Raw genomic sequence first — 26,765 nt, 5'->3', positions numbered from 1 at the left:
GCCATGTTTCTCAGGAGGCTCGCAACCAAATGTGGGTATAACATAGTGACAGGCAGATTACTGTCATCACACATCGTATACGTTCTGACCTTTCAAAGGAGGAATGAGGAATGAAGCTTTCAGGAAAAACGGCAATTGTCACTGGCGCAGGTTCAGGCATGGGGCGAGCCATCGCCAAACTGTTTGCGGAAGAAGGCGCACGAGTCGTCGCCTTCGACTTGAATGAAGATGCTGTGCAGGCGGTAGTTGATGAAATCAAAGCAGCGGGTGGGGAAGTTCTTGGCATTGCTGGTAACGTGACGAATCAAACGGATATTGACAAACTCGTCGATGCGGCGAAAGACACGTTCGGCTCGGTCGACATTCTCGTCAATAACGCGGGAATCATGGACAACTTCATGACGGTGGGAGAAGTGACGGATGAATTATGGGACCGTGTCCTTGGCGTCAATTTGACCGGACCGATGAAACTTTCACGTGCCGCCATCCAAGTGATGGAGAAGCAGAACCGGGGTGGCGTCATCATCAACAATGCATCGGTCGGAGGATTATTCGGTACACGAGGTGGTGCAGCGTATGTGGCCTCAAAACATGCGTTAATCGGATTGACGAAGAACATCGCGGCGACACATGGCACGCTCGGTAAGATTCGAGCAAACGCCATCGCACCGGGTGGCGTCAATACGAATATTGGGTCAACCATCACAGCACCGAGCGAACTTGGGATGCGCGCCATTCAAGCGGTGGGGGAAGCCCCGATGGGAGAACCAGAGCAAATAGCGAACGTCGCCCTCTTTTTAGCATCGGATGATTCGAGCTTCGTGAATGGAGATGTTTTGAAAGCCGATGGTGGGTGGACCGCAAGATAAAAGAAAAGAGCCGGTTATTCGGCTCTTTTCTTTTGGTATTGTTTTCGATAGGCGAGCGGGGTGATTGCATGATGTGCTTTGAATGTCTGTACGAAGTGACTGACACTTGAGTAGCTCAGGCGATTGGCGATGTCTGCGATACCTTCCGTCAAATCTTCTAATAAAGTGGCGGCCCGCTCCATTCGCTTCATCTGTACATACGCAATAGGAGATGTGTCTCCAAAGAATACAAACAAACGAGAGCACTCACTTCGACTCACACTGCCCGCATGAGCGATTTGGGCTAATGTCGGTCTGTCCTCTATATGAGCGTCGACATAAGCAAGCATATGACGAAGACTTTCCCGTTTGTTCTCATTCTTCATCGTTTCAGTCTCTTGCTGAATCCAGTAGCGCCAGATGACTGTACATTGAAGTGTCGCATCCATCAATGCGAGTGGACCGTCCGCAGATAAATGTTGAACGGCCCGTTCAATCGTCTGAATAATAGATTGATGACCTCGTTCCGGTTTTATCATATGTATGGACTTTTCAGTATTTAGATATGGCGTCACATATCGCTTCGCCAACTCGGGATGGAACAAAGCAGTCGGATCAAATTCGAGTAACCTCATCGGTGACGCTTCCTCGATTTTCTCAACCATGACACTTTGTCCTCGTGCCAAGAGAACGGCTTCTCTTGGATGAAGGGTGAGGCTTACTCCGTTCACTCGAATCACGGACATCCCAGACTTGCAAAAAAGAACAGTGAAGTGATCAGTCACCTTTAATGTCAATGATCCGTGACGAATCATCTCGATACTCTTCAAAAGAGCCATCCTCCTCGTTTCGGAAATTTCCCGACATTTCATTTCGATTGTTCACGGAGAAACACTTTGAAATGAGCATGAACTGGGACGAATCTGACATTTTTAATCATCGTTCATTAAAAGATACAATCGAGTTTCTTCTATATAATAGTTTAAAAAATCAGCCAACCGGTAAACGCAGCATGCACGAGAATTGCAACAGGCACTCCGATTCGGAATTTCGGTTTTAGCGTCTTATGACGAAAGACGCGCATCGCCAAATAGGCACCGAACGCTCCACCGATCCATGCCATCGTCAACAATGTCCGCTCAGAAATACGCCAAGCTCCGACACGAGACCGTCGTTTATCGACAAAATATGACACAAACGCTAGTAAATTAGTCACAATGTAATATAGCAGTAATAGTTCCAAAGACCAAAACCTCCTTTTTTCTCTCTATAGTATATCTTAAATTGGCTCTGTGAAGCCGTTTCAATAGATTGAAACAATTTTCAGAAACCTCTCATCCTCGTGAATTGTTCTGTAAATGAACTGATAACACTCTCATATCGTCCTGTAATCGCTGTGAAATATACAGGTGTTACAGTAAGGGGGCGTTAGAAAAGGGAGGAATATTCTTATGAAAAAACCACTATTGACACTAACGGCACTCGCTGGCCTTAGTTTAGGAGTCGCTGCTCCAGCTTCGGCAGCATCAACACACACAGTTCAGTCTGGAGATACACTCTATCGTATCGCCGTGAACAACAACGTCTCTGTAAACGACATCAAACAAGCGAACGGCTTAAACTCAAATATGATTTATCCGAACCAAGTCTTGAAACTTGGAAAGGCAGAAGCAAAATCACAAGCTTCTACTGCATCTAAAACGTATACAGTTAAATCAGGTGATACACTTTATCGTATCGCATTGAACCACGGGATCACTGTCAATCAATTGATGACTTGGAACGGTCTTGATTCAGATCTTATTTTCCCTGGACAAGAGTTCGCCGTGAAAGGTGCAGCCGCTGCATCTGTAGCGAACGATGCGAAGACAACAGCACCGAAGACATCGACATCAGCACCTGTAACAAAAACTGCATCGTCTACAACGCAAACCCAAGCTCCGGCTTCAGGTCAGACAATGACAGTTGAAGCGACAGCTTATACACCATATTGTGCAGGATGTTCTGGTATCACAGCGACAGGAATCGACGTTCGTTCGAACCCGAACCAAAAAGTCATCGCGGTTGACCCTTCTGTCATTCCGCTCGGCTCTAAAGTATGGGTTGAAGGATACGGAGAAGCCATCGCAGGAGACACTGGTGGTGCCATCAAAGGAAACAAAATCGATATCTTGATGCCGACACAAGAGCAAGCACTTGCTTTCGGTCGCCAATCAATCACAATCAAAGTCTTGAACTAATTCAAGCTGATCAAAGACACTGCCATCGGGCGGTGTCTTTTTTTTGTCTATACCTTCTCCCAAGGATTCTTCACTTTCGTCAGTCCGAGTCGCTTCGCGAGTGGTTTAATCGTCAATCCATGTAGGGCGACAGACGTTACGACTAAACCGAGTGTGATTGGCAACATCCGTTCCGCATCTTCAATTCCCAGTTCGGCAATCTCTTGTGCAAAGAAACCGGTCACCGTCATCGCAACAATACCTCGAGGGGCAATCCAGCTGATGAGTGCCCGCTCTTGAGCGGATAGCGGAGAACCGAGGAGCGACGTCTGCACCGAGATCGGTCGGACAAAAAATAAGATTCCGAGAATCGACAAGAGGAGAGGCCAGTCGAAAATGGCGAGTAAACTATCACGTGTCAAACTTGCCGTCAGAATGATGAAGACTGTCGAAACCAGTAAAATCGAAATGTTCTCTTTAAACTCACGAAGCTGTTTCAGAATATGCATATGTCCATGCTTTGAATTTGCCATCGTCAATCCCATTGCCGTTACAGCCAATAGCCCGACCTCGCTCATGACCCATTCACTGATTGAATATACGAGGAGGACCCCAGAGAACGTGAGGGTTGTTCTTAAATATTCAGGGACTTTCTCATTCCCGAACAAACGAATTAATAGATGTCCAACGGCAATCCCAAAGGCGATCGCGACGATACAGGACCAAAAAAATGGCAAGTGGCTCGCGAGCCCGTCGTTTTGATAGAAGATGAATCCCACTCGAACGACAAAGAGTCCAATCAAGGCGCCAAGAGGATCGACGATGATCCCTTCCCATTTCAAGACTTTAGCTGGGCGTGCGGACAAGTTAGCTTGTCGAAGTAACGGAATGATGACGGTCGGTCCGGTCACGACAAAGATGGCACCGAGCGTAAATGCTGGCAACCAATGAAAATCTCCAACCATGATGAGCAAAATCGAGGTCAAGATAAAAGAAACGAATACCCCGACCGTGACGAGACGAAAGATTGATCTCCGCAAATCGTCAATCTCCCTGAATTCGAGACTGAGGCTTCCTTCAAACAGGATGAGCGCCACCGCGATGGAGATGAGTGGGCTATAAAGCTCACCGAGTATCCGATCCGGCTCCAACCAACCGAAAATCGGTCCGACTAGAATCCCTGCAACCGTCATAATCAAGATGGCTGGAAAGTCAAATCGCCAAGCGAGTAACTGCGAAAGTGCACCGATGAGGACAAGTAAGCTGAACCCAATCATCATGTCTTCCATAAGCTTCCCCCCGTTTCTTCACTTCTTCATTAATGTATACCCAAATCAGGAAAAACATTTGCTAAGATTGTTTGATTTCGGGTAAGAATTGAAAGAAAGGGAGGGATACCATGGAAGTGACTATCGGACTCATTATCGTCATCATGACTTGGCTCATCTTATTGCTTAACCTCACGTTTGCAATCACCATTATCTTTTTTGAAAGGCGTGACATTGGAACGACTTGGGCGTGGTTACTCGTCCTCTTCTTCTTGCCTCTCATCGGATTCTTCGTCTACATCTTCTTCGGTCGATTGATCAAATCTCAAAACTTTTATGAAGTCGAAGAAGAGAAACGTGAAGCGTATCATCATCATGTGGCGGAGCAACTTGACCAATTGGACCAATCCATGGCACCGTTCAATCATCCACTTCTATTGAAGCACCGACGACTCGCACGATTGAATCTCGTATCGACGAATGCGATGATGTCTTTCCAGAACGATATCGACGTCCTTCACGACGGAAAAGAGAAGTTTGATCAACTGTTTCGAGATATCGAACAGGCGACGAAAGAAGTGAACATTCAATATTACATCATCCAAAACGATGCGCTGGGTCAATCGTTAATTCGCTTATTGACCGAAAAGGCAAAACAAGGATTACGTGTCCGACTCCTCTACGATGCGGTAGGCTCGAGGGGACTGAGGCACAAACACTTTAAGGACCTGCTGGCCCACGGTGGGGAAGTCAAATCGTTCTTTCCGTCCAAACTCGGCATCAACTTCCGCGTCAACAATCGAAATCACCGAAAACTCTGCGTCGTTGACGGAGAACTTGGTTATATCGGCGGCTTCAACGTCGGGGATGAGTATCTCGGAAAGGATGAGCATTTCGGTTATTGGCGAGATGTTCACTTACGAATTTCAGGCGACGCCGTTAAGGAATTGCTCGAACGTTTCATCCTGGATTGGAATCGCTCTGTCCCGACACGAACGAAGGCACAGAAAGACGACTTTGTTTGGCCAATCGAAGGGATTGCTCGTCATGCGTCCCCGGTTCAAATCGTGACATCGGGTCCAAACTCGTCGACGGAGCATTTAAAGAATATGCTCGTCAAAATGATCACCCAGTCGAAAGAATGTATCTATATCCAGACTCCCTACTTCATCCCGGATGCAAGTTTCCTTGATGCCTGTCGAATCGCCCTGATGGCGGGTACTAAGATCAAACTGATGATCCCGAACAAGCCCGACCATATGTTTGTCTACTGGGCGACCTATGCGAACGCTGCGGAGCTCGTACGTTACGGAGCAGAAGTGTTCACGTATGAGGAAGGTTTCCTTCATGCGAAAACGCTCGTCATCGACGGAGAAGTCGCATCAATTGGGACGACGAACATCGACGCCCGAAGTTTCCGCCTCAACTTTGAAATTTCAGCGCTCGTCTTCGACAAAGACGTCGCTCAGTCCGTCATCGATGCGTTCGAGCGAGACGAGGCACGCGCTGAGCGGCTAACCATCGAACGATATGAATCGAGGACACGTTGGATTCGCTTCAAAGAGAGCGTGTCCCGCCTTCTCAGTCCAATTTTATAATGAAAAACATCCGGTCAGAAGGAACTCCTCTGCCGGATGTTTTTTAGCGTTTATTCACTTGTTCAACGAGTCGTTCGAATGAATCACTGATTGCTTGTGGCGCTTCCTTGTCCCCATACTCTGCGGCCTCTAACCAATCTGCATAAAGCCTGTGGTCCGTGAACTCGATTCGCTGCAACCAATCAGCCACCGTCTCCTCTCGATGACGTGGGTGATGCTGTTCTAACTTTCGTCCCGTCTCAAGAAGGCGAATCTGGCGAGGCGAGCGGACGATCCGCTTATCTGAGAGTGTCGGGTGGTGAATACTCCTAGGAATCATTCCATCTTCCTGGATGTCTTTTCGCTTCTGCAGATAGAAGAACAATCCTACCCCAAGAAGCAAGATCATTACAAACACTCCGATATAGAACAGCGAGTTATTCGATGCGGACGCGAGCAATGTCTCTTGCGCCACTGTCTCCGCATCTAGGTTCGGATTATCCGGTACGAGGAAGCGGTTTACGCGATCATTCGGGTCGAGTACGATTCCATCAAACCAGCTCCCGATCCACAAAAAGAATGGAGTGATCCAGGCGACGACATTACCAAACAATAGCTCTTTAATCGTACGAATGATGAGAGAGACAATCAGACCGATGCCTAGGCCTACGGTCAACATCGTCACCATCCGCTTGTAGTCGCGACGGTAATACAGGTTTCGTTGCCAAATCAAAAAGATGAACGGAAAGAGCACCATCGCGAGCGATTGCGATGCCGGGGGGAATAACCAGTCCGCCACTAAAAACAATACGCTCGCCATCGCGTAACGGTCCGTCCAATCCAACGTCCGTATGAAGGCATGAACGTATGTGAAAATCAAAAGCATGATGCTCATCTCATAAGAGAAATAAAGGGCACCGACGCTCAGGAACGTCTGTACAATCAGTTGTGTATTCCGAGGGAGACGAAGTGTCAATAAGAAGAGCAATGGAAACACGTGCCCGATGTAAAATGCTGCGAAGACCCACCATAACCATCTCATTGACCGTCACCCCCCAAGCGGAGAATCGACTGATTCCCACTGTATTTGGCGACCTTCCGCTCAAACAAGGAGCGAGCAAGCGGAAAATCACTCTCGGACAGACAAGCGAACGTCGTCATAATCTTCCGAAAATGTACCTCACCACTTCCCGGTTGAAGGTCATACGTGATTCCATCCTTCGTAAGCGTCGGGACAATCAGACCGTAACTCGCATTTTCTTTCTCGAAATCACGGCATAATGCGGCAGCTTGCGAGATGAGGCGCTCCATCTGATAGGTGAGGGCACGCCCATCCTTCGTCAACAAGTCGAGGACGATGACATATTCATTTGCTTGTACCGGTTGCTCGGTACGGGCCAGCAGTTCGCCCGTCTTCGCATAGGCAGACCAATATAGCTGTCGCATCGGTTGCCCATGATATGGAGTGACCGATTGGAACGTCTCCGGGTCACGATAGGCACTATGACGAACCATCTCCTCACCTGGGAGAGTAGGGGGACGTTTCGGAATCGGATAGGGCGAAAACTCTGGGAAGACATAGCCGATGCGTGGGAGTGAGTCCTCTTTATAGAGCGAGAACATGCGTAACGGATCTCGAATTTCCATCCCGATAGCCTCTAGGCGGATAGGACCTCGCTTCTTCGCATGGAGCGGGATTGTGAAGTCGACAGTCGCATTCGTCTCGACAAAGTTCTCCTGCCGCCAAAACGCATGTCCTTCTGATTCCACGGTGGGATGCAAATAGCCGGATAGGCGGACAACGCCAAGCGGGACTTTTGCCGTCGACACAAGTTTCAAGACATAGACGGCCTCGTCATTCGGAAAGAGTTTCATCTCCTCAGTGAGGTCGACATGGATTTGTTCTGCCAATCGAAACATAAAAGATGGCATGACCAGTGCATAGAGACTGAATCCAATCAATAGACTGGCAATCAAGACGTTCCCATAAAGTGCCGTAAAGACCCCGACGACGAACAGGAGCCACATATAGCCGGACTCGAGATAGCGTGGGCTGACTAACTGCATCTTACACCTCTGAGGGGACCGGGATGGTCTCGAGTACAGATTTGATCAACTTTGACGGCTTCGTCTTCAGCGACGCTTCGACCGTCAAGACGATTCGATGCCCTAAAATCGGAAGCGCGAGTGCCCGAATATCTTCTGGTGAGACATAGTCGCGTCCTTCCATATAGGCATGAGCCCGAGCCGCCATCGTATACGCGAGCGTCGCACGTGGACTTGGTCCAACCTCGATGTCACGATGATGACGAAGTGACTCCATCAAATCCAGTAAGTAATCCTCCATCGCCTCGTGGAATCGGACATCTCGTACCTCTTGTTGCATCTTCAACAATTCGTCCTGTTGCAGAGAGAAAGATTCTGAAGCGAGGTGCTCATTGCGAATCAGTCGTCGTTCGGAATCTCGCGAGAGGGGAGCAAGTGTCAATTTGAATAAGAAACGGTCCAATTGAGCCTGCGGGAGCGGAAACGTCCCTTGTCCATCGAATGGGTTTTGAGTGGCAATCATAAAGAATGGTTCCGGTAGCTTGAGCGACACTTCCCCGAGTGTCACTTGACGTTCCTGCATCGCCTCAAGCAACGCAGATTGTGTACGTGGCGTCGTCCGGTTAATCTCATCGACAAGTAGAATCGATGTGAAAATCGGACCCGTCCGACGTTCGAACGCTCCGGTCGTCGGATTGAATAACTCCATTCCTAAAATATCACTTGGCAATGTATCCGGGGTACACTGTACACGCTGAAATGTCGCTGATATCGAACTTGCCAAACTACGGGCAAGTGTAGTCTTCCCCGTACCGGGACGGTCCTCGAGTAAAACGTGACCTCCCGATAGTAATGCAATCGAAGCGAGCTTGATGGCTTTCGATTGACCAATGACTTGATCATTCAAATGTGAAACCCATGGATGGTTCATTCAAAATCCCCCTATATTTTTCTGATAATTAAGAAAATCATAGCATAATCGGTTCAGGAGATGTATCAAAAATCCATTTCACTAAAAAAGACCGACCGGCATAAGCCAGTCAGTCAACGTTTCGGAGTATCTAAATATCGTTCAAAATGACGTTCGAGCCATTCTTGGAAGAAGGACATGAACGTACAGATTGCCCAGTAGATCAACGCCACGACGATATACACTGTCATGTAGTCGAACTCCCGACCACCGACGATTTTGGCCTTGTTGAAAATCTCAGGTACCGTGATCATCGCAGCGAGCGAACTCGCTTTAATCAGATCGAGAAAAACGTTCGAGAGCGGCGGAAGGGCGATCCGTGTCGCCTGCGGTAAGACGACCCCCTTCAATGTCAACCATTTCCCCATCCCGAGTGAACGAGCCGCCTCAACCTGTCCGTCATCGACCGCGCGAATCGAGGAGCGGATGATCTCAGCGATATAGGCGGCAGAATTCAGACTAAATCCGAGAATGGCTGCCGTCAAAGCGGCGAACTCGATTCCGATGAACGGGAATCCCGAATAGAGGATGAACAGAATGATCAAGATGGGGACTCCGCGCATGAACGAGATATAGAAAGTCGACGGATAGCGAAGGAGTCGTGTCGGAGACAACTTCCCGAGCGCCAACAAAAGACCAAACAGGAGACCAAAAAACATGCTGATGAACGAGATCCAAAGCGTATTCGGTAACCCGCCCAACAGGTAAGGAAACGATTGGATCGCCAGGTCTACGTCAAAGATGGCGTCCCATTTGACATCTGAGAACGACATGCCAACATTACTTCGTTTCGACGATTGTTGCGTCTACGTCAGGTTCTACCGAAACATCGGCACCATTATAGAATTGCTCAGATAGTTCTTTGACTGTACCATCTTCAAGCATTTCATCTAGTACACGGTCGATGTTCTCCTGGAGCTCGTCATTTTCTTTATCCATCAAAAATGCTACTTCTTGCGGGTTATAGGCGATATCCGGATGAATCGTGATATCGAACTCAGGGAAGAATGCAAGTGCCAACGTTTGAAGATAATAGTCGTTCAAGATGACATCGGTCCGTCCCGTTGAAACGTCGCGCAAGTACTGGTCGTTCGTGGCGTTATCATAGATGACTTCTTCTGCTCCATACTTTCGAGCCACATCCATGAAGACAGTCGTCGCCTCACCAGCGGCTTTCTTGCCTTTCAAATCCTCGAGTGATTCAATTCCAGAGAGGTCGCTCTTGCGAACGATAGCAGTCCCGTAAGTGTATTTATACGGTTTTGAAAAGGCGAACTTCTCTTTACGGTCTTCTGTTACCGAGATATCATTTGCAGCGATGTCGATTTGACCGTTCTGAACACTCGTTAACATGTTGTCAAATGCCATTTCTTTGAACTCGATTTCGAGATCAAGGCGTTTGGCGACTTCTTTCATGAGTTCGACATCGAAACCTGTCAACGTATCGCTCTCTTCTTCACGGAAAGAAGCGGGGTAGAGGGTGCCGGCAGTTCCGACCGTCAATGTGCCTTCTTCTTGAATCTCTTCCCAGCGTGTCGTATCTGCTTGATTCGTGCTATCATCACCACAAGCGGCAAGAGGGATTGCTAAAAATAAAGTTGCTGCCAAACCTTTAGTCGTTCGTTTCACAAGAATTCCTCCTTAAGATGGTTCATCTGTCTAAAAATAGCATGACTTCAGCGGTCTAGCAACTGTGAAACATAGTTTAAACAGGTGAATTTAAAATTTGAAACGTTTATTCATAAAGCGTTATCATTCCGATGAATGCTAAATTCACAACAATGATACAGAAGTAAAATTAAATTGAGACAGAATCGATGGACCTTAAAATAATGATTGAAAGTTAGTTAAAAGAGATGAATGAAGAACAAATACGCAATAGAGTAGGAGCGGATGAATATGATTCGAATCATAGCCTTAGATGAATCGCACATTCACATTGTAAATGACGCAAATGATCCATTTCCAATCATCGGTCGAATCATACCAAGTTATATGAATGGAAAATGGACATATGTCGAAGAATTAGATGAGGAAGTCACGGAGATAACATTTCCGGACGATCGGTTAGACTGGAAACAATATATCGAACATGATAGTCGCATCCTGTTTTTGGCGATGGATGCAGATGAATGTGTCGGACAAATCCGACTCGTGAAGGATTGGAGTCGATTTGCATACATTGAAAATATCGCGGTCCGTCAAACATATCGTAAGCGTGGAATCGGAAGAATATTGCTTGAGGCGGCCGAACATTGGGCAAATGAGAAACAACTGATCGGCTTATCGCTTGAAGCGCAGAACGATAATCTCATTGCTTGCCGTTTCTATGAAAGAGAGGGATTTCAACTTGGAGGCGTCGACTCGATTAAACAATACGCGAATCCACAAATCGAATTGACTTTGTACTGGTACAAGATTTTTTAAGGATAGGGAACTGCCATGTAGAGCAATTTTTTTGCTCTCGTTTTATTAGTTTACATAACATATATTATCAGTAAAAATAATAACTCATCTCATTATCTTAGTATACTTATGATAGTGAGATGAGATTTGAATTTAAGACGTATGCGTATATCGGATCAATGTGACGCCATGTTCTGGTTCGAATTCGGCACTCGGTTCAAATCCAAGTTTCGTATACAGACGCTTCGCCGGTCCGTTATGCTTGCCCGTATGCACGTAAATCAACTTTCCTTTGTGAATGCTCAATATGTGTTCGAGTAACGTCGTCGCCAGTCTCGCCCGAAAGTATGTCGGGTCGATACATAGTTTCGTGATTTCAACAGTTTTCTCAGATGCTTCCACCGTGACAAACCCAATCAACCGCTCCTCGATATATAAGCCATAACTCGTGCCTGGTAAGTTTTGAATGACATCGATCGTCTCATAGCGCGCCGGGATTTCGTCAAACCCGAGCAGTTCCGCTTCGACCGCATAAGCGTTACGTTGAATCTCGAGCATCTGTTGGGCTTGCTCAAATTGATGAATGGCAACTTCTTTCAGCTGCATGGTGCAACCCTCCCGTTAACGGATAAACTTTCTCGCCTGCTTCCGTTTCGCCCGTTTCAACGCCAAATAGAGCCGGTGTGTCCCTTTGAGTGGCGGACCGTGCCCGACGAAAGTAAGGAGTGGTGACAAGTCCACTAGCCGCTCCGCACTCTCGACCGCAACGGACCGATTCCATGTCGCGAGTCCTGGTAATGGGAATAACGGCCGAACATCTCCAGCCACCGCTGCCCCTCCCTGAGTTTGAAAAGCGTCACCTGCAAATAATACCCGATTTACCTCGTCATAGTACGCAATCGATCCTGGTGTATGACCCGCTGCATCGAGGACACGTAAACCGAATAACCGCTCACCAATCTCTAGTACCGCATCCGGTGTAGAACGAATCGTCGGCAAAGAACCACGAATCTTATTCTGCTCTTCTTCCTCTAGCGACCGATCTCCCGATAAGAGGCGGGCATCACGTCGGGAGATGAAGAGTTCAGCGAGCGGATGCTCTGCTTTGATGGTGTCCACCCCACCGACATGATCCCCATGAGCATGCGTTAACAATATCGCGAGGAGTGGCTTGTCTAGCTCGGCGATATACGACAGGATATCGGTCGCGTTCCGCTCCAGCGCCGTGTCGATCAAGACGAGTCCGAGCTCATGCTCAAACAGTTGAACGTTGATTGGTAGTACGGGAGCGTAAAAGGTCAGTTGATGGATATGTCCATATCGTATTACTTGCATCATTGAGCCTCCTAGTCGAATAAAGTGGTCCAGTCTTCTTCTTGCCAATGCGCGTCAAAGCACATATGAATCTGTTCGATCGTATTGCGGGCAAGGGAGAGCTCAGGTAAATCGTCTCGTTCAAAGAAACCGACGTCACTCGTCTCCACGCCGGCGCTCCCCTCCCCGTCACCAATCAGTGCACACTCGATGAAAAGCTTGTAATAATGCTCCGAGAGAGGTGGGTGTGGATGTTCATGCATATCGAACAAGGCGAGCAACCGTACTGGAATCACATCCAGGCCAGCCTCTTCCTCTACTTCTTTGATGATATTCGAGGCAGGAGAGCGATTCACTTCACAGAAACCGCCGGGTAAGGTCCACAACCCATCTGACCGCTCCTTCACGAGCAGGATTCGGTCATCTTTGAAGATGACGCCTCGCACATCAAGTTTCGGAGTCGGATAACCGTCCACATGAACGAGTTGTAAGATAGCCTCGTTCGATAAGTCCGAGTGCCGTTCATACATCTCTCTTACGATTTCTTGTAACTCTTCGTACCGTTCTCGGTCATATTGATCACGCGTGAACGTCAGACCGGCCTGAGACAGCGCCTGAATCCGTTTCGCCCACGTCAGCCATTGAGACATATAGATCCCCCTATCTTTTGTCCTACATGTCTTTTTCGGCAAATTGATGCATTCTTCCTTTTCATAACTCACATTCTCTGACATCAGTTTTCAATCACGTATACTAAAAGAAAATGGAGGTGAGATGTTGAGGATACGCTATGAATTAATCAGATTCAGAAAAGATCTCGCACGTTATACCATGTCCGACTTGCGATACAAGCATGCCCCGAGCATCTGGTCCATTGGACAAATGTTTGACCATCTCATTTTGGTCGCAGAGGAGTATTTAGAAGAGGCCGACCGCTGCCTACGTGGTGAGGGTGAACTCGGTGGAGAGAAGACGTCTTTTGGAGAAAAGTTGTTCGAACGGGGAGACTTTCCACCGATAAAAATCGAGCTCCCACCTGAGATGAATCAACCACCGAACAATACTGACTCGAAAGATCGATTGCGAGAACGCATGACCATCTTAATCTCAAAGATGGATACGTTGGAATCCCGTTTGAACGATGCAGATGACAATCGAAAGACGCTTCACGGTGGGTTCGGCTGGCTGAATGCGAGAGAATGGTTCAAACTCATCGAGATGCACACGCGGCACCATCGACGACAACAACACGATCTAGAGACATGGCTACGACAAAAAGACCTGTGAACGGCGAATCAGCCAAATCACAGGTCTTTTGATTAATCGAGATACACGTCCTCGATTTCACCGAACGAGTCTTCGTCAAAGACGAACGAGCCGTTGGCATAGCGATCGAGTAGCGTAAGGGTTTTTGTCTTCACTTGCTTTGCTTTTTCTTTCCCAACGATATGAAGCGTCTCATCCCCATGTACCGGAAGCACACGACGGATTTGGTGCGGTTTTGATTTGACCTCACGAATGAGCATCGTCCCCCGAAGGTTGCGGTTCGTACAGTCGAACTGGTCCTCGAGCTTCATCTTCTTGACCGCTCCCCGTTGCGTCACGAGAACGAATAATGGTGGTGTGAAGAAGGAAAAGGCATCGGCGACGAGGTCACCGTCTTTCAGGTTCATCGCCTTCACACCGGCTGCCCGCTGTCCGACGACAGGGACATCATCCTCTTTGAACCAGAGCCCGTATCCACGCTCTGAAACAAGGAACAACTGCCCTGGACCGTCACTGATCCCGGCGAAGACGACCTCGTCGTCACCTTTCAGCTTCAAGGCCATGAGTGGTTTCGATTTCCGCTGCGCGTCGTAGTCGCGTAACGGTGTACGTTTGACCATCCCGTCTTTCGTCACGAAGAGGCAATGGGCGTCCGTATCAAACGTCGAGACGACGTCTGCCGAGATAACCTGTTCCCCTTCAATCGGAACGAGGTTGGCCACGTGTTGTCCGGCATCCTTCCACTTCGATTCTGGAATCTGATGGATCGGGATGAGGAGGTAGCTGCCCTTGTTCGTCCAGACGAGCAAGTGGTCCGTCGTCATGGCTTGAGTCGTAAGGAGTGGACGATCCTTTTCTTTCATCTCCGGTAAAACGTCACTCGACGCTCCATACGAACGCATCGAGGCACGTTTGACGTACCCGTCACGGCTGACGAATACCATCGTCTCTTCGACAGCAATCATAACTTCCGTCTTCAGTTTTAATTCCTCAACTTCCGACTCGATGACCGAACGACGGTCATCTCCGAACTCGTCACGCAATGCCGTAAGTTCTTTCACGATCAACTTCCGTTTTGTCGCGTCCACGTCGAGGATGTTTGAGAGGCGGGCAATCTCTTTTTGGAGCGCCTTTGCTTCTTTTTGCAACTCGACGATGTCCGTATTCGTGAGTCGATACAATTGGAGCATGACGACGGCTTCGGCTTGTCGTTCCGTGAATGAGAACCGCTCCATCAGTTTCTTCTTCGCGTCCGCCTTGTCTTTGGCGGAACGGATCAATTCGAGTGTCTCATCGAGGACCGAGATGGCTTGTTCTAAGGCATCGACGATTTCAGCACGTTTCTTCGCCTGCTCGAGTTCGAACGTCGTCCTGCGCGTCACGACCTCTTCGACATGCTTCAAATAGGCATCGATGATTGGGATGATTCCCATCTGCTTCGGCGTCCGGTTCACGATCGAGACCATATTATAGTTATAGGCGAGTTGCAAGTCCGTATGCTTCAAAAAGAAGTGAAGCACACCTTCTGCGTCGGCCTCTTTCTTCAATTCGATGACGACCCGAAGTCCCGTCCGATCTGTTTCGTCACGGACTTCTGCGACGCCTTCGACCTTTTTATCGAGGCGGAGCTCTTCCATTTTTTTGACGAGGTTCGCCTTATTCACTTCATACGGAAGTTCTGTGATCGTGATCTGTTCACGGCCACCTTTTAATTGCTCAATCTCGGACTTCGCCCGGATGATGACCTTCCCTTTACCGGTCTCGAACGCCTTTAGGATACCGTCTTTACCCATGACCGTCCCCCCGGTCGGGAAGTCAGGACCTGTGACATACTCGAGCGCATCTTTAGCGATATCGACCTGGCCATTCAAACGTGCGATGGCAAGGTTGAGGACTTCTGTCAAATTATGCGGTGGGATCTCCGTCGCATAACCGGCTGAAATCCCTGTCGTTCCGTTCATGAGCAGGTTCGGGAGGAGCGACGGCAAGACGAGCGGTTCTTCCGTTGAATCGTCAAAGTTCGGCGTGTAATCGACCGTATTCTTCGCAATTGACGTCAACATGACACCCGCAATCTTCGAGAGACGGGCTTCCGTGTAACGCATGGCCGCCGCCGGGTCACCATCCATCGATCCGTTGTTCCCATGCATGTCGATGAGCGGATACCGGAGTTTCCAATCTTGCGAGAGACGTACCATCGCCTCATAGACGGACGAGTCACCGTGCGGGTGATAGTTCCCGATGACGTTCCCGACCGTCTTCGCAGACTTCCGATACGGCTTATCGTTCGTATTCCCCTCGTGGTGCATCGCATATAGAATCCGGCGCTGTACAGGCTTGAGTCCGTCACGTGCGTCCGGTAAGGCGCGGTCTTGGATGATATATTTTGAGTAACGCCCGAACCGGTCTCCAACGACCTGTTCGAGAGATAGGTTTAAAATGTGTTGAATCGTCGACATCGTTACATCACTTCCTCAATCGCTTTAGTCACATGTTCATTGGCGATGATCGAATCATCTTCCTGGAGTCCGAAGGCGACGTTCTCCTCAATCCATTCACGACGGTGCGTGACATTGTCGCCCATCAGGACAGACACACGCTTATCCGCAACGGCCGCATCGTCGACTGTGACACGGATGAGTGTACGAGTGTCCGGGTTCATCGTCGTCTCCCATAACTGGTCCGCGTTCATCTCGCCAAGACCTTTGTAGCGTTGGAGGATATAGCCTTTCTTATACACTTTGACGAGCTTCTCTAGTGCCTCTTCGTCCCAGGCATAGTCGAACTGTTCGGACTTGCCTTTCCCTTTTGAGATGCGATAGAGCGGTGGCAAGGCAACGAACACGCGGCCCGCCTCGACGAGCGGTCGCATATAACGGAAGAAGAACGTGAGGAGGAGCACCTGGATGTGTGCACCGTCCGTGTCGGCATCCGTCATGATGATGACCTTGTCGAAGTTGCAGTCGTCCAAATCAAAATCGTGACCGACCCCGGCGCCGATTGCATGGATGATCGTGTTGATCTCTTCGTTTTTCATGATGTCCTGGAGTTTCGACTTCTCCGAGTTGATGACCTTCCCGCGCAGCGGCAGGATAGCCTGGAACGTACGGTCCCGCCCTTGTTTGGCTGAACCACCGGCCGAGTCACCCTCGACGAGAAAGAGCTCGTTCTTAGCAGCATTCTTTGACGTCGCAGGCGTCAATTTTCCGTTCAAGATGCTCGAGCGTTTCTTTTTCTTCCCGTTACGGGCCTCTTCCCGTGCCTTGCGGGCCGCCTCGCGAGCCTGTGCCGCACGAATCGCCTTCTTGATGAGCATCGTCGCCATCTGAGGGTTCTCTTCTAGGAAGATCGTCAACTGTTTCGCCATGACGCTGTCAGCGCTCGCACGTGCCTCCGGTGACCCGAGTTTCGACTTCGTCTGCCCCTCGAACTGGAGGAATTCCTCCGGGATCCGGACCGACACGATGAGCGTGAGTCCCTCACGGACGTCGCCGCCGTCGAGATTTTTATCTTTCTCTTTGAGTAAACCGTTCTTCCGTGCATATTCGTTCATGATTCGGGTCATCGCCGTCTTGGCACCGACCTCGTGCGTTCCACCATCGCGTGTCCGGACGTTGTTGACGAACGAGAGCACATTTTCGGAATAGGCGTCCGTGAACTGAAACGCGAGTTCGATCTCGATCTCATTCTCGACCCCTTCGAAATAGACGATTGGGTGGAGTGTCGCCTTATCGTCGTTCAAGTATTGGACGAACTCGGCAATCCCTTCCTCGTAATGGAACGTCTCTTGCTTCTCCGTACGCTCATCAGTGAGCGTGATCGTCAATCCTTTTAAGAGGAAAGCCGATTCACGGAGGCGTTCGGCGAGCGTGTCATAGTTATACGTCGTCGTTGAGAAGATGGTCGCATCCGGTTTGAAATAGACACTCGTGCCGGTTTGGCGTGTCTTGCCTGTCTCAATCAGTGTCGTTTGAGGCACACCGCCGTCTGCAAAGGTCTGTTCGAACACTTTTCCGTCACGATAAATCGTCACGACGACCTTGCTTGATAGGGCGTTGACGACCGAAGCACCGACGCCGTGGAGTCCACCAGACGTCTTATATCCGCCTTGTCCGAACTTTCCTCCAGCGTGAAGGACCGTAAAAATGACTTCTGGGGTAGGCTTTCCAGAGGCGTGCATTCCTGTCGGCATCCCGCGGCCGTGGTCACGGACCGTGATGGCATCGTCCTTATGAATCGTCACATCGATTTGACCGCCGAACCCGGCGAGCGCCTCATCGATCGCGTTGTCGACAATCTCATAGACGAGATGGTGAAGTCCGCGATGGTCGGTTGACCCGATGTACATCCCCGGTCGTTTCCGCACGGCCGTGAGTCCTTCGAGCACCTGGATGGCGTCTTCATTGTAATTAAATAGATCTGTTGACATAGCAGTCACCTCAATTTCGAACACACGTTCGTTTTTCTTTCCTATTGTATAGCTGTTCATCGATTCTGGCAAGCCTCCCTTGTCAGCCATCGCTGAAAAAAAGGAGACCTACCAAGGAGGTAGGTCTTATCCGAGTAGACGAGCATGCTCCACGTACAGGCAGCGGTTCTCGATATAATCGAGCCCGGCGTCACGCACGATTTGCTCCGCCTCAGCACTTGAGAGACCGAGCTGGTTGAAGACGAGCCCGACATCCCCATGTCGTACCGCATCTTCCGCGACACCCGCTAAAAATTCGCTGCGACGGAACACGTCGACGATATCGATTCTACCCGGGATGCTCTCGACGGACGGATACGCCTTACGACCGTTCCACTCCTCGAGCATCGGGTTGACAGGGATGACGGTATACCCGACACGAAGCAAATACTCCGCAATCTGGTTGGCCGTCTTGTTCGGGTTGTCGGACACACCGACGACCGCGATGGTCTTCGCTTCAGACAAAAGTTGCTTCAAACGCTGATCATCCATCCAAAATCCCCCTTTGGTTTACGTTTACAGTGTAACGTTACCTTCCTTCCTGTTTCAAGTCTTATTTTCATCATAAGGTATAATGACTCAACATTACAATTTCAAGACAAACCAATATGGTTTACATAACAAATTATTGTCTACCATTTATTTTGCTATAAAATCAATCGGTCGATTAACCACTCGATTGAGATACAATCACGCAATTCATGAACATTGCGTGAAATATCTATTTCACGCAATAATACATACGAGATAAGAGCGTTTTTTGAATCCGTTTTTCGGACATTTATATAAATTTGTTCATTGTTTCGTTATACTAAAAGAAAGGAGGTGTGCGATGGGAACAACCTATGAAACTCGTCGAGGAACACTATATAATGAACGTATTACTTTTTACGGCAACGTTATCGCCTGGTTGGTTCACTTCCTATTTTGCATCTTGTTTTATCTTCTGGATTTGACTCTCTTATTCCTATCAAATGGCTTGAGTGTGATCTACTACACGATTTCATTCTATTTTGTACATAAAAGGTGGTACGGAATTTTCTTTGCCGGACTTTTTATCGAAGTCGTTTACAACACCGTCATCTCGACCGTTATACTCGGCTGGGAGATCAACATGCATTATTTTATCCTCATGATGGCATACGGTGTCTTTTTCATTCCAAGCGTATCAAGAGGCCAACGCATCTTCACCACGGCCATTGCCATGCTGATTTATAGCCTTCTATTCATCTATGTATCTGACGGCATCGAGACCTTACCGATACAGATAGAACAAGCGCTCGGACTCTTTTGTATCCTATCGACCGTGATGATGATTGCAGGGCTCTCCTTTATCTTTGAGTCAGCCGTTGTCGAAGTGACAGATGAACTCGAACAATCTAATGAGCGGTTGCAAATTCTCGCCTCGACGGATGGATTGACCGGACTATTGAACCGAAAAGTCGGGCATGAACAGGTTTCCAAAGCAATCGACAAAGCCGCTCATGAAGGCATTCCATACGCACTCGTCCTCGGTGACATTGATCGATTCAAATCATTTAACGAGACTTACGGACATGATTGTGGGGACCGGGTGCTACAACAAGTCGCCAGCATCCTATCCGACGTCGACGGCATTGTAGTCCGATGGGGAGGCGAGGAATTCCTGATTTTCTTTTCGAGTCCATGCGATAACTTCCTTACAATCGCCGAACAATTGAGACAGCAAATCGAGTCAATCCCTCTCTATTACGCAGGGGAAAGACTTCAGGTCACAATGACATTCGGACTTGCGGTTCGTACTGGTCACGATACGGTAGAAGAGATTATAAAAGAGGCAGATGACTTCCTTCGTGAAGGGAAGCGCAACGGAAAGAATCAAGTGAGAACCACATGAAGAAAGGGGCATTCCATGAGTATTTTCGGTCAACTTGGACAGCGGCAGACACCGACGACGACGAAACGCTTCGAGTTGAACGGGTTGCACCGACTACCCGCATTCATCCAACAGTTTTTTCATCATTTAGCAGCAAAGCACTACTCCAAACAGACGGCCCAACGCTATGTGTATGATGTTTTAGATTTCTTTCGTTGGGTCGAGCGCGTGAGCGGTACCGAGTTAGAGTCTGAAACGATTGACTTGGCATCATTCACAGAGATTGACCATGCCGGTGCAGAAGCGTATGCGACTTATCTTGCCCTCGATCTCGAAAACGCTCCAAGCGTCATCAATCGGAAGCTTTCAACGTTACAGTCACTCTTCAATTACTTAATCGAGACCAATCAAGCGACGGTGAATCCCTTTCAAACCGTGGAACGTCCGAAGCGCGGCAAACGGAATCCCGTTTATTTGACGGAATCGGAATGGCTCGATTTCTCGACGCTTGTACGTAGCAACGTCGGCATGACGAATCGCGAGGCGAGTTGGTACGAACTGAATCGTGCACGTGATTTTTTAATCATACAGTTACTCGGACTAACAGGTATGCGCGTATCCGAGCTTGTCGGACTCAATTGGTCCGATATCAATCTCGAGACCGGGACGATTCGGGTCATCGGTAAAGGGAACAAGGAACGATTGATCCCAATTGCAAAGCCACTTCTTCCGCTCCTCTCTGAATATCGCCACGCGTCGAGCGAAGGTGCGGTGTTCCAAAATGAGAAGGGAAATCGAATCGCTGTACGAACGGTTCAACATATGTTGAAAGGTCATATTGACCGTTTGAAGCATTACCTTCCGTTCTTGAGCTATAAGCAGGTGACGCCGCATAAGTTGCGTCACACCTTCGCCTCACGTCTCGCGATGGGTGGGGTCGATGTGCTCACGATTCAGCAGCTTCTCGGACATGAATCTGTAGCAACGACACAAGTCTATGCCCATATCGGAGACGAACGGAAAAAACACGCAATATCAGGTTTACAATAATATGTTATGTAAACTATATAACCAAATATAACCACCACCTATATGATGGGTGGTGGTTATATTTATATGCTAGACATTGACAATATCAATATGGCATCATCGATGACCATAAAATAGGCATTGTCATAAGTGAGACGTTCTTCCGATTCTAAATCGAAGATCACGACACCGCTCGTTAGCCCTTCCGAATATTCATGGACGAGATAGCGGTGACCGATGACGCGTTCGAACGGTTCCACGTCGATATAACGCGCACCGGTTGCGAGGTCAATGACTTCTGAGTGCATATCCGTCTCATCAACTTTGATGAAAATCGTCGAACTTATATCGTCGTAAGTGAAATCAATCGGTTCATAGGCACCCCAATCGACGACCGATACTTCATTCAAGACATCGGGAGCCGTCAAATCATAGATGACTTCCTTATTTAACGAGTCAACAAAAGCGGAGAATCGAAGCGTCCCTTCATTTTCTCCGAGATATTGGACCGTGTCCCCTTCCCCTTGTAGACGAAGGACATCATCGAATGGCAATTCGTCCCGATGATCCCATATCGCCTCGACCGCCTCTTCAAGTGGGCAAATCAATAATGCCTCGGAATGGTCAATCGGGTCGTCAGGAGAGATGCGCCCATCATCGAGTGCATTATAATAGTCAAACTCATCGAGTCTTGCGTTACAGACGATGTATGGAACACCGGCGAATGTGGTCGTAAACAAATATAATTCTCGGAATCGTTCCGTCTTACCGACGAGGCGCTCATCTCGGATACGCTCCCGTTGATTGGTCACCCGGTCATAAAGCCATGCTTCATCCGATGATTCAAACACCGTCAAAAAGAGGAAGTAACGATGATCCAATACCCAGAACAATGTGCTATTCCCACGCTTCTCAAACGTCGTGACAACTTCTTCGGTGCCTGACTTGTAAGAGAAGGCAATCAATTCTGTCTTGACTACCCCTTCACCGTCTGGAACCTCATTTATAAAGTAGACGATGTCTCCATCGACGAAAAGCTTGGGATAACCATAATCCGCGTACTCCCTTCGGTTCAATTGTGTGATCACACCGTCCTCTTCGTCAAAGCGATAGAGCGAGAATGTCGTTCGATCCATCTTCTCGCGATAGTAGACAGAGGAAGGGGTAATGGCGATCACATCTTCATGATCGATTGGCATGGCTCGTGCGTCAACGATTCTCATAAAGCACCTCTCTCTTGTCCGGATTCAGCGGGTTCGACTGTAACAAGCCCAGGTGGTCGTTTCGGGAACGTGATACGAAGATGAGCATATTCAATCACATCCTGATGCGGATGATTCTTGTCGATCCAGCGAATCCGTTGTTGATTCGCGAGAGCATGTCCAATCTTTTCTTCCATTTGGAATTTGGAGATGTCACGAAACGCGACTTCTTGAATGTACGTCTCTTCATCGGTCTCAAACTGTTGCCAGATCCCCATGATCAATTGACCGAGGGCTGAGACACGCCGTTCAGGGAGCGTGATTGTCCCTAGTGTTCGACTCACTTCCTTCAGACACTCGTTCGGATCGTCCGAGGCGGCAAATAGTCGTTTTGCCGTATTGTTCATGACGCGATAGCGACGTTTCCCACTTTCGAGCCTGAGCACCTGCGCGTACGGTTCAACCGGTACACCATGAAAAAAGGTTTCGGTCCCACCCCATGCGAATCCAAACGACGGATCGAACTTCCGGATTGTCTGCATGAAGGACATCATAAAGTCCTCGACTTCTCGCCTTTCGAGTCGAAGCCATTCGGCCAGGGCGAGGGTTCCTTTCTCTTTCGAAATCCGATCCACCGGGAAGAAGAGCTCACCATCCGATAGACGATGAGGTTTCAATTCGACACCGTCCGCACGATAATCGGTCGACGGCCTCCCCCCTCTCCCTGCGTATATAACCCACTCATCCTCTGTGCTTTCGATGGCATAGGCTTGATGTGCCCATGGCGGCGTCACGTATAAGGCTGGATACTCTTCAAAGGTGTCAAGGTGAATGTACGACCGGTCATTCCAAAGGTGGGCGACGAGACGCACGACCTCCCCTGTCTCCGAATCTTTCGGGGCGATGTAATTTCCCGTATCCCCGATAAACGTCAAGATATGAAAACCATATCCGTTATAAAGGTGACGCACAATCCGTTCAAAGACGGCGGTCACCATTCGTTCAAATAACGGATGGTCTTCATTCCGATCGAGCGTTGGCGAATCGACCGTACACATGAGCCAACCCATCCGCTCATATAAACGGACTCGGAGCGGATAAGAGATCAATGGAGAAGAACTCGCAAGAATCTCAGTCAAGCGGATATTGGACATGTTTTCGACTTGCAAGGTGAAGCCGCTACGCCTTAACTGTTCCTCCATCTTTTTCTTCCAGTTGATCGTCTCCATCCCATCCACTCACTTTCTTTCATCATCTCATTGTGAATTTTTCCCGATTCTCGTTTTACACAAACGCTTTTCGCTTCATTTGCGCGCTCAGCCGATGAATCGCCTCGTCCAACAGTTCACGACGAGTCCCGATATTCATCCGTTCGAACGCTTCACCTTGAGGACCGAACGGACCACCCGGTGACAAGAAGATCCGAACCTCATGATGAAGCCATGACTTCCGCTCCTCGGCAAACATCGGTAACTCCGAGAAGTCGAGCCAAAGCAGATAACTCGCTTCCGGACGGGTCGTATGGAGCATCGGAAGGTTTGATTCGATGGAATCGATCACGTCATTCATTTGTTGCTCCAATTCTTCTCGCAACTGGTCGAGCCAACGTTCCGCGCGGTTGTCGGTATACGCGGCGATGATAGCCGTGTTCGCGAACGGTGTCGGGAGCACATGATGTTTGTTCTGTACTTTCGTGATTTGCTTCCGCCACTCATCGACCGGACAAATGATGTAGGACGCAAATAATCCGGCGATATTAAATGCTTTTGAGGGCGCACTTACCGTGATGACACGCGAGTCGAGTGTGCCGATTGCGGTATGTTTATGAGACGGGAATGTCAAATCTGCATGAATCTCGTCAGCGACGACAATCACCTCATATTGATCCGCGAGTTCTACGACCTTTTCTAGTTCTGCTCTCGTCCAGACACGCCCAACTGGATTATGTGGGGAACAGAGTAGGAAGAGTTTCGCTTGTTTCATCGCTTCCTCGAGTGCGACAAAATCCATCTCGTAGCGCTCGTCAATTTTTTTCAACGGGGCATCGAACACTTGTCGCTTGGAACCGACAACGAGTTCGTGGAATGGTGGATAGACAGGTGACTGGATGACGACGCCATCTCCGACTTCAGTCAACGCCTCGACGATATGCGTCAACGCAGGCACGACACCGCTAGAGAATAACACATGGTTCGGGTCAACAATTAAATCGTGACGTCGGCCGTACCAATCACTGACCGCCTTCTGCGCTTCAGGTGCGAACAATGTATACCCGAATTCCCCTTGAGCGGCTTTTATAGCGAGCGCCTCGGAGATGGACGGTGCAGTACGGATGTCGATATCCGCTACCCATAGCGGTAACACGTCTTCTGACAAACGGAACCATCGTTCCAACCCATCCCACTTCACCGAATTCGTCCCTTTACGTTCAAGTTGTTGTTGTAAAATTGATTTCATGTTCATCCCTCCTACTCTTACTGTATCAAAGTTGATTCGACTACGTGCCAAAAAAAGCATGGCAGTTTTTTGCCGACTTCGTTATACTCTATCGAGATAAGAAAGGAGGCACATCAATGCGTGTTACCGTCATTCGAAACAAACGAAGAAAAAGAGCTGCCTTTTATGTCACACCGGAAGGAATCGAACTCCGAGTCCCGGCTCGATTACCAAAACGTCTCGTCGACCGCGCACTAGAAGAGCACGACACATGGATTCGTGAGACGTTGCAGAATCTTCCTCAACAGATGTCCGTTCTTGATCGCGGACTTGTGCTTCACGGAGAGCATTACCCGGTCAGAAGAGACAGCGGGCGGACGCTTCGGCATGACGGCACGTCTTTTTGGGTTTCGGAAGCATGGGACGACGCTACACTCTGGAAACAGTATGAGATTTGGCTTCGTGAACGTGCCTTACACTATGCGATCGAGCGGGCACCAATTTATGAAAAGATCTTAGGCGTTAAAGCGAAAAAGATTCGTATCGGTCACCAAAAGACACGCTGGGGATCATGTAGTTCGAATGGAACCATCTCCATTAATGTTCGCCTCATGCTGGCGCCAAAAGAGATGATGGACTACGTCATCGCTCACGAATGGGTGCATCTCGTTCACTTCGATCACTCCCCTTCTTTTTGGAGCACGTTACAAACGATCTATCCGAATACCGCTACAGCGAAAGATTGGTTGAAACGACACGGACATACGTTACGACTCAAAAAAACCGACTGACCCCGTGTAGGGTCAATCGGTTCACAGGTTGGATGTAAATGTGTCGGCCGTATCATGTAACTCGGCTGCTGCCTGCTCGAACGTATGGAATCGCTCCATCGTCTGTTCCATCGTTTTTGCACTTAACTGAATCTCTTGATTGGACGCAGTGACACCTTCTACAATTTTCCGAAGCTCGACGTTCATCCCTTCCGTGTTCGAGTTGACGTCGATGACCGCACGTTCAACCATACGGGAGAGGTTGCGGACCTCAGTCGCAACCACATTAAATCCAAGCCCGTGTTCACCTGCTCGTGCCGCTTCGATGGCAGCATTCAGGGACAATAGATTCGTTTGTGCCGCAATCTCTTTGATCGACGAGGCAATTTTCGCGATGTCATCGGCTTGACGACGCAAGTTCTGAAGGGCATGGAGGTTGTCCGCGGCATCTTTTGCAAGCTTTTCAATCGTTTCATTCAATACTTTCGTGTCTTGCATGCCTGTCTTTGCCCGTTCGTCGAGCACATCGGTCATCGATTTAAAGCGATACGCATAATCCTCAATCACTTGTTGCCGTGCGGTGATGTCCGATGCGATCTTGACGACACCGATGACATCATCTCCTTCAAAAATCGGCATATACGTCGCCTCGAGCCAAATGGTTTCCCCTTTTGCATTCTCACGCTCCACTTTATCCGAGAAACTGAAACCATTCCATAATTTCTCCCAAAATGCCGAATACTCTGGACTATTGACAAAGGAAGAAGGGCAGAACAAGTGATGCTGCATGCCAATCATCTCCTCGCGTCTATATTTCATTGCTTTCGCAAACGTATCGTTCACATCGACGACCCGGCGTTGACGGTCGAATCGAATCATCGCCATATTCGTTTCAATGGATTGAAAAACGTCTGCAGATTGAATTCCTTTTTGGTTCAAAGTACTCATTATAGATAGCAACCTTTCTTATTCTTAGGATGTTCGTACTAAATCGTGAATTTCAGTGTAACGTATCCCATAACATTCCATTACTCTCTTTTTATACAGAAGGTCAATATCTTGGGTTTGAAGTATTTACCAAATAAAAAGAC

At 48.7% G+C, this 26,765-nt stretch carries 26 protein-coding genes; 8 read left to right on the top strand and 18 right to left on the bottom strand.

Annotated elements, in window-relative coordinates:
- Positions 1–110: 110 nt before the first annotated feature.
- Entirely contained in the window at positions 111–869 is a 759-nt protein-coding gene (locus KNO79_RS06605; protein ID WP_214690902.1) for a glucose 1-dehydrogenase, read from the top strand.
- A gap of 14 nt (positions 870–883) precedes the next feature.
- Here KNO79_RS06605 and KNO79_RS06600 read toward each other — a convergent pair whose 3' ends face one another.
- Both KNO79_RS06600 and KNO79_RS06595 read right to left on the bottom strand, forming a co-directional pair.
- The gene (locus KNO79_RS06600; RefSeq protein WP_214690901.1) at positions 884–1,678 is read right to left on the bottom strand and encodes a helix-turn-helix transcriptional regulator; all 795 of its coding nucleotides are present in this window, start codon (positions 1,676–1,678) and stop codon (positions 884–886) included.
- Between the two features lie 152 nt (positions 1,679–1,830).
- On the bottom strand, positions 1,831–2,091 hold the full coding sequence (locus KNO79_RS06595) for a DUF1294 domain-containing protein (RefSeq protein WP_159562313.1): 261 nt from the start codon (positions 2,089–2,091) through the stop codon (positions 1,831–1,833).
- Positions 2,092–2,299: 208 nt separating this feature from the next.
- On the opposite strand from KNO79_RS06595, the gene KNO79_RS06590 reads away from it, so the two are divergent.
- Entirely contained in the window at positions 2,300–3,088 is a 789-nt protein-coding gene (locus KNO79_RS06590; RefSeq protein ID WP_214690900.1) for a LysM peptidoglycan-binding and 3D domain-containing protein, read from the top strand.
- A gap of 47 nt (positions 3,089–3,135) precedes the next feature.
- Here KNO79_RS06590 and KNO79_RS06585 read toward each other — a convergent pair whose 3' ends face one another.
- The gene (locus tag KNO79_RS06585; RefSeq protein WP_214690899.1) at positions 3,136–4,356 is read right to left on the bottom strand and encodes a cation:proton antiporter; all 1,221 of its coding nucleotides are present in this window, start codon (positions 4,354–4,356) and stop codon (positions 3,136–3,138) included.
- 110 nt (positions 4,357–4,466) lie between these two features.
- On the opposite strand from KNO79_RS06585, the gene cls reads away from it, so the two are divergent.
- Complete coding sequence (gene cls, locus KNO79_RS06580) at positions 4,467–5,933, top strand: cardiolipin synthase (RefSeq protein ID WP_214690898.1); 1,467 nt, start codon at positions 4,467–4,469, stop codon at positions 5,931–5,933.
- A 43-nt stretch (positions 5,934–5,976) separates the two neighbouring features.
- On the opposite strand, the gene KNO79_RS06575 is transcribed toward cls, so the two are convergent.
- From KNO79_RS06575 to KNO79_RS06555, 5 genes are all read right to left on the bottom strand, one after another.
- Positions 5,977–6,954 carry a hypothetical protein gene (locus KNO79_RS06575; RefSeq protein ID WP_214690897.1) on the bottom strand — a complete coding sequence of 326 codons (978 nt, stop codon included), beginning with the start codon at positions 6,952–6,954 and terminating at the stop codon, positions 5,977–5,979.
- Positions 6,951–7,979 (bottom strand): DUF58 domain-containing protein, encoded by a 1,029-nt coding sequence (locus tag KNO79_RS06570; protein WP_012726320.1) that lies wholly within the window; start codon positions 7,977–7,979, stop codon positions 6,951–6,953. The genes KNO79_RS06575 and KNO79_RS06570 overlap by 4 nt, the downstream gene beginning before the upstream one ends.
- Position 7,980: 1 nt before the next feature.
- The gene (locus KNO79_RS06565; RefSeq protein WP_012726321.1) at positions 7,981–8,889 is read right to left on the bottom strand and encodes an AAA family ATPase; all 909 of its coding nucleotides are present in this window, start codon (positions 8,887–8,889) and stop codon (positions 7,981–7,983) included.
- Positions 8,890–9,002: 113 nt separating this feature from the next.
- Positions 9,003–9,701, bottom strand: a complete 699-nt coding sequence (locus KNO79_RS06560; protein WP_214690896.1) for an amino acid ABC transporter permease — start codon at positions 9,699–9,701, stop codon at positions 9,003–9,005.
- Between the two features lie 7 nt (positions 9,702–9,708).
- Positions 9,709–10,557 carry a transporter substrate-binding domain-containing protein gene (locus KNO79_RS06555; protein WP_214690895.1) on the bottom strand — a complete coding sequence of 283 codons (849 nt, stop codon included), beginning with the start codon at positions 10,555–10,557 and terminating at the stop codon, positions 9,709–9,711.
- 270 nt (positions 10,558–10,827) lie between these two features.
- On the opposite strand from KNO79_RS06555, the gene KNO79_RS06550 reads away from it, so the two are divergent.
- A complete protein-coding gene (locus KNO79_RS06550) occupies positions 10,828–11,355 on the top strand; it encodes a GNAT family N-acetyltransferase (RefSeq protein WP_374193973.1) in 528 nt (175 codons plus the stop codon).
- Between the two features lie 132 nt (positions 11,356–11,487).
- Here the strand turns inward: KNO79_RS06550 and KNO79_RS06545 are convergent, their stop codons facing one another.
- The 3 genes from KNO79_RS06545 to KNO79_RS06535 are packed head-to-tail and all read right to left on the bottom strand — an operon-like array spanning position 11,488 to position 13,298.
- Entirely contained in the window at positions 11,488–11,940 is a 453-nt protein-coding gene (locus KNO79_RS06545; RefSeq protein WP_012726325.1) for a GNAT family N-acetyltransferase, read from the bottom strand.
- A 15-nt stretch (positions 11,941–11,955) separates the two neighbouring features.
- On the bottom strand, positions 11,956–12,669 hold the full coding sequence (locus KNO79_RS06540) for an MBL fold metallo-hydrolase (protein WP_214690893.1): 714 nt from the start codon (positions 12,667–12,669) through the stop codon (positions 11,956–11,958).
- Positions 12,670–12,680: 11 nt separating this feature from the next.
- Positions 12,681–13,298, bottom strand: coding sequence for an NUDIX hydrolase (locus tag KNO79_RS06535; protein WP_159562321.1), 618 nt, complete (start codon positions 13,296–13,298; stop codon positions 12,681–12,683).
- A 124-nt stretch (positions 13,299–13,422) separates the two neighbouring features.
- Here KNO79_RS06535 and KNO79_RS06530 point away from each other — a divergent pair, with 124 nt between their 5' ends.
- Positions 13,423–13,935, top strand: a complete 513-nt coding sequence (locus KNO79_RS06530) for a DinB family protein (RefSeq protein WP_214690892.1) — start codon at positions 13,423–13,425, stop codon at positions 13,933–13,935.
- 32 nt (positions 13,936–13,967) lie between these two features.
- Here KNO79_RS06530 and parC read toward each other — a convergent pair whose 3' ends face one another.
- The 3 genes from parC to KNO79_RS06515 all read right to left on the bottom strand — a co-directional run bounded on the left by parC (position 13,968) and on the right by KNO79_RS06515 (position 18,874).
- A complete protein-coding gene (parC, locus tag KNO79_RS06525) occupies positions 13,968–16,373 on the bottom strand; it encodes a DNA topoisomerase IV subunit A (protein WP_214690891.1) in 2,406 nt (801 codons plus the stop codon).
- Positions 16,374–16,375: 2 nt separating this feature from the next.
- Entirely contained in the window at positions 16,376–18,343 is a 1,968-nt protein-coding gene (gene parE, locus KNO79_RS06520) for a DNA topoisomerase IV subunit B (RefSeq protein WP_074037925.1), read from the bottom strand.
- Positions 18,344–18,469: 126 nt separating this feature from the next.
- Positions 18,470–18,874, bottom strand: a complete 405-nt coding sequence (locus tag KNO79_RS06515) for a CoA-binding protein (protein ID WP_074037001.1) — start codon at positions 18,872–18,874, stop codon at positions 18,470–18,472.
- A gap of 622 nt (positions 18,875–19,496) precedes the next feature.
- Between KNO79_RS06515 and KNO79_RS06510 the strand changes: the two genes are divergently transcribed.
- Positions 19,497–20,258 (top strand): GGDEF domain-containing protein, encoded by a 762-nt coding sequence (locus tag KNO79_RS06510; RefSeq protein ID WP_251127146.1) that lies wholly within the window; start codon positions 19,497–19,499, stop codon positions 20,256–20,258.
- A 15-nt stretch (positions 20,259–20,273) separates the two neighbouring features.
- Positions 20,274–21,287 (top strand): tyrosine-type recombinase/integrase, encoded by a 1,014-nt coding sequence (locus tag KNO79_RS06505; RefSeq protein ID WP_214690889.1) that lies wholly within the window; start codon positions 20,274–20,276, stop codon positions 21,285–21,287.
- Positions 21,288–21,349: 62 nt separating this feature from the next.
- On the opposite strand, the gene KNO79_RS06500 is transcribed toward KNO79_RS06505, so the two are convergent.
- Genes KNO79_RS06500 through KNO79_RS06490 form a run of 3 tightly spaced genes read right to left on the bottom strand, consistent with a single transcriptional unit; the run spans position 21,350 to position 24,925 of the window.
- Positions 21,350–22,489, bottom strand: a complete 1,140-nt coding sequence (locus tag KNO79_RS06500; RefSeq protein ID WP_214690888.1) for a hypothetical protein — start codon at positions 22,487–22,489, stop codon at positions 21,350–21,352.
- Complete coding sequence (locus KNO79_RS06495; RefSeq protein WP_214690887.1) at positions 22,486–23,697, bottom strand: hypothetical protein; 1,212 nt, start codon at positions 23,695–23,697, stop codon at positions 22,486–22,488. The genes KNO79_RS06500 and KNO79_RS06495 overlap by 4 nt, the downstream gene beginning before the upstream one ends.
- Before the next feature lie 55 nt (positions 23,698–23,752).
- Positions 23,753–24,925 (bottom strand): MalY/PatB family protein, encoded by a 1,173-nt coding sequence (locus KNO79_RS06490; protein ID WP_214690886.1) that lies wholly within the window; start codon positions 24,923–24,925, stop codon positions 23,753–23,755.
- A 116-nt stretch (positions 24,926–25,041) separates the two neighbouring features.
- Here KNO79_RS06490 and KNO79_RS06485 point away from each other — a divergent pair, with 116 nt between their 5' ends.
- Entirely contained in the window at positions 25,042–25,695 is a 654-nt protein-coding gene (locus KNO79_RS06485) for a M48 family metallopeptidase (RefSeq protein WP_214690885.1), read from the top strand.
- Positions 25,696–25,716: 21 nt separating this feature from the next.
- Here KNO79_RS06485 and KNO79_RS15625 read toward each other — a convergent pair whose 3' ends face one another.
- A complete protein-coding gene (locus tag KNO79_RS15625) occupies positions 25,717–26,622 on the bottom strand; it encodes a methyl-accepting chemotaxis protein (protein ID WP_214690884.1) in 906 nt (301 codons plus the stop codon).
- Between the last annotated feature and the right edge of the window lie 143 nt (positions 26,623–26,765).

This window comes from Exiguobacterium sp. s43, assembly GCF_018617255.1.
In the GTDB taxonomy this organism is placed as follows: Bacteria; Bacillota; Bacilli; order Exiguobacteriales; family Exiguobacteriaceae; genus Exiguobacterium; species Exiguobacterium profundum.
Note: the sequence above shows the minus strand (reverse complement) of the source record. Positions and strands in the feature narration are given on the sequence as shown.